The sequence below is a fragment of the Streptomyces solincola genome, from assembly GCF_002982015.1.
GTDB lineage: Bacteria > Actinomycetota > Actinomycetes > Streptomycetales > Streptomycetaceae > Streptomyces > Streptomyces solincola.
Genome location: NZ_PVLV01000414.1, coordinates 1 through 2,962, shown reverse-complemented (window position 1 = coordinate 2,962; position 2,962 = coordinate 1). Strand labels below are relative to the sequence as shown.

3 protein-coding genes are annotated in these 2,962 nt (G+C 75.9%); 1 reads left to right on the top strand and 2 read right to left on the bottom strand.

Going from position 1 to position 2,962, the window contains the following annotated elements; all coding sequences use genetic code 11:
• Positions 1–95 precede the first annotated feature (95 nt).
• Positions 96–401 (top strand): hypothetical protein, encoded by a 306-nt coding sequence (locus tag C6N75_RS23390; RefSeq protein WP_105870875.1) that lies wholly within the window; start codon positions 96–98, stop codon positions 399–401.
• Positions 402–601: 200 nt separating this feature from the next.
• Here the strand turns inward: C6N75_RS23390 and C6N75_RS23385 are convergent, their stop codons facing one another.
• The gene (locus C6N75_RS23385) at positions 602–1,960 is read right to left on the bottom strand and encodes a DUF445 domain-containing protein (protein WP_105870874.1); all 1,359 of its coding nucleotides are present in this window, start codon (positions 1,958–1,960) and stop codon (positions 602–604) included.
• Between the two features lie 150 nt (positions 1,961–2,110).
• Positions 2,111–2,758: a DUF1707 SHOCT-like domain-containing protein gene (locus tag C6N75_RS23380; RefSeq protein WP_105870873.1), complete on the bottom strand. Its 648-nt coding sequence runs from the start codon at positions 2,756–2,758 to the stop codon at positions 2,111–2,113.
• Positions 2,759–2,962 lie beyond the last annotated feature (204 nt).

Here is a 2,962-nt window from a genome sequence, read left to right as displayed (position 1 = left end):
CCGCCGTACCGCGTCCCCGGCCGCGTACTAGCCTCGGTCGTGGAGCGCGGCCCGGGGCCGCGCGGTGGGTTCGGCGCAGGAGCAGGAGGACGGACATGGCGAGGATTCCGGCGGCGGCGGTCGCGGCGAGCGGGCTGGTCGGCGGATACGCCGTGGCGCGGTGGACCAAGCAGCGGCCGCTGGGCGGGGTGGCGCTGGCGGCGGCCGGCACCGTGGCCGCGTGGGAGTGGACCCGGCGCAGCGGCGGCAAGGCGGCGACCGCGCTCACGGCCGCCTATGTGGCGGCGTTCGCCGGCTCGCACCCGCTGGCCAAGAAGCTCGGCGCGTGGCCCGCGGTGTTCTCGGTGGCCGGGGCGATGGCGGCGGCCTCCTGGGCGGTCGAGCGCAACGTACGCCCCTGAGGCAGGGGAGGCGGGGGGCCGGGTGAACGCACCGGGCCCGCCGTCCGTACTACCGGGTGCCTCCCCGGGAAGCGCCGGGCGGCGGGTCGGCCGGGCAGGGGCCGCCCCGCCGCCCGGCACGAGGACGGCACGAGGACGGCACGGGGACGGCACGGGGACGGCACAGCGGACGAGGGCCCGCCCCCTCCGACGTGACGGGGTCAGCCGCCCAGTGCGTGGGACAGGGTGTGGATCAGCAGGCCGGCCAGGGCGCCGACGACGGTGCCGTTGATCCGGATGAATTGCAGGTCGCGCCCGATGTGCGCCTCGATCTTCCGCGAGGTCTGGTCGGCGTCCCAGCTCGCCACCGTGTCGCTGATCAGCGAGGTGATCTCGGTGCGGTAGGTGGTGACCACGTAGACCGCCGCGTCCTCGATCCAGCCCTCCGCCTTGGCCTGGAGCCGGGCGTCGGCGGCCAGCCGCTGCCCCAGCGAGATCAGCGAGGCCCGGGCGCGCAGCCGCAGCTCGCTGCGCTCGTCCTCCGCCGCGGACAGGATCATGGCGCGCACCGAGGACCAGGCCGAGGCGATGATGTCCTGCACCTCGGGCCGGGCCACCAGGTCGGACTTGACACGCTCCAGCCTCGCCCGGGTCTCGGTGTCGCCCTGGAGGTCGGCGGCGAAGTCGGCGAGGAAGCGGTCCAGCGCGCCGCGCGCCGGGTGGCCGGGCATGTCCCGCATCTCGGTGACGAACCGCAGCAGCTCCCGGTAGACGCGTTCGCCGACCTTGCGGTCCACGAACCTCGGCGTCCAGCCCGGCGCGCCGCCCTGCACCGCGTCCATCACCGAGTCGCCGTGCAGCACCAGCCAGTCGTGGGCGCGGGCGCACACCAGGTCCACGGCGCGGTGGTGCGCCCCGTCGGCGACGATCTTCTCCAGCGTCTTGCCCGCGCCCGGGGCGATCTCCACCGCCTCCGCGCGCCGGGTGATCGCCTCGCCGACGACGGCTTGGACGTCGGCGTCCCGCAGCACGGTCAGCGCGCCGCGCAGCGCGGTCGCCAGCTCGGCGGTGACCCGGTCGGCGTGCGCGGGCCGGGCCAGCCAGGCCCCGACCCGGCCGACGATGCCGAGCGCCCGCAGCCGGCCGCGCACCACGTCCCCGGAGAGGAAGTTCTCGCCGACGAAGGAGCCCAGGGACGCACCGAGCTGGTCCTTCTTGGTGGGGATGATCGCGGTGTGCGGGATGGGCAGCCCCAGCGGGCGGCGGAACAGCGCGGTCACCGCGAACCAGTCGGCCAGCGCGCCGACCATGCCGGCCTCGGCGGCCGCCGCCACATAGCCGGGCCAGCCGGTGATCCCGGACCGCTCGGCCCAGGTGGCCAGCACGTACACCACCGCCACGAACAGCAGCAGTCCGGTGGCGGTGAGCTTCATCCGGCGTACGCCCCGGCGCTTCTCCTCGTCGGCGGCCGTGTACGCGAAGCCGGCCGCCGCGCCGGCCCCGGGGGCGGTGCGCCCCTTCCCCGCACCGTCCGCCGGGTCCGCCTGGCGGCTCGCGGCCGTGTCCTTCGTCTGGTCCATCCACTCCACCCGTCGCGCGTGCGTACCCGGTACGGCCCCGGTCCGAGTCCGGCCCTGGTGCCCGTCCTCGCCCTCGTCCCTACCTCAGGTACTCCCCGACCGCTCGTCGAGTTCCCGGCGGGGCGGCCCTGAAGCCCTCGGCGAGAGGGACTAGCCCTCCAGCTCGCCAGCCTGCCGCTCCTTCTCCAGCCTCTTCTTCTCGCCCTTGCGCCGCTTGCGCTCCACGCCGATGCCGCCCATCAGGGCGAAGCCGGTGACGCGGACGACGGGCGAGCCCGGGGCGCCCGGGCCGGCGCCCCGGTCGTCGAAGCCGCCCATGAGGCCGAAGCCGGTGACCTCCACGTGCAGCTCCGGCGGCACGGTCACCTGGATGCCGCCCATCAGGGCGAAGCAGCGGATGACGATCTCGCGGTCCTCGAAGTCGGCGTCCCGCAGGTCGATCTCGCCACCCGCCTGGACGGCGACCCCGGTGAACGTCCGGCCGACCGTCCAGGTCCCGCGCCGCGAGAAGCCGCCCCAGAACGCGAACCCGCCCCGGGAGGTGGCCGGCTTGCCCACCCGGCCCGTCCAGCTCCGCTCGGGACCCGCCCGGTCGGGCAGGGCCGCCGACCCCGCCGACGGCAGGTCCCGGACCAGGGGGACCAGCTCGCCGCGGGTCCGGGCGGTGTACGCCGCGTCCAGCCGCTCCTGGAACTCCGCCATGTCGAGCCGGCCCTCGGCCATCGCGTCCCGCAGGCGTTCCGCGATCTGCTCCCGCTCGGCGTCCGAGGCCCGCATCTCGGGCAGTTCGTCGGTCATACGATCAGCCTACGGGGCCGGGCCCGGCCAGGGCAGGGACCCGACCAGCGGGCCGGACCAGCGGACCGGACCGGCCCGAAGCAGCGGACCGAAGCAGCGGATCAGGCCGGACCACCGGACCGGACCGGAGCAGCGGACCGGAGCAGTGGACCGGGCCGGGCCGGTGGTCCGGCCTGGTCCACTGCTTCGGTCCGCTGCTTCGGG

Coding starts and splice junctions, on each gene's coding strand:
- C6N75_RS23385 (WP_105870874.1), bottom strand. CDS start 1,960: ATGGACCAGACGAAGGACACGGCCGCGAGCCGCCAGGCGGACCCGGCG.
- C6N75_RS23390 (WP_105870875.1), top strand. CDS start 96: ATGGCGAGGATTCCGGCGGCGGCGGTCGCGGCGAGCGGGCTGGTCGGC.
- C6N75_RS23380 (WP_105870873.1), bottom strand. CDS start 2,758: ATGACCGACGAACTGCCCGAGATGCGGGCCTCGGACGCCGAGCGGGAG.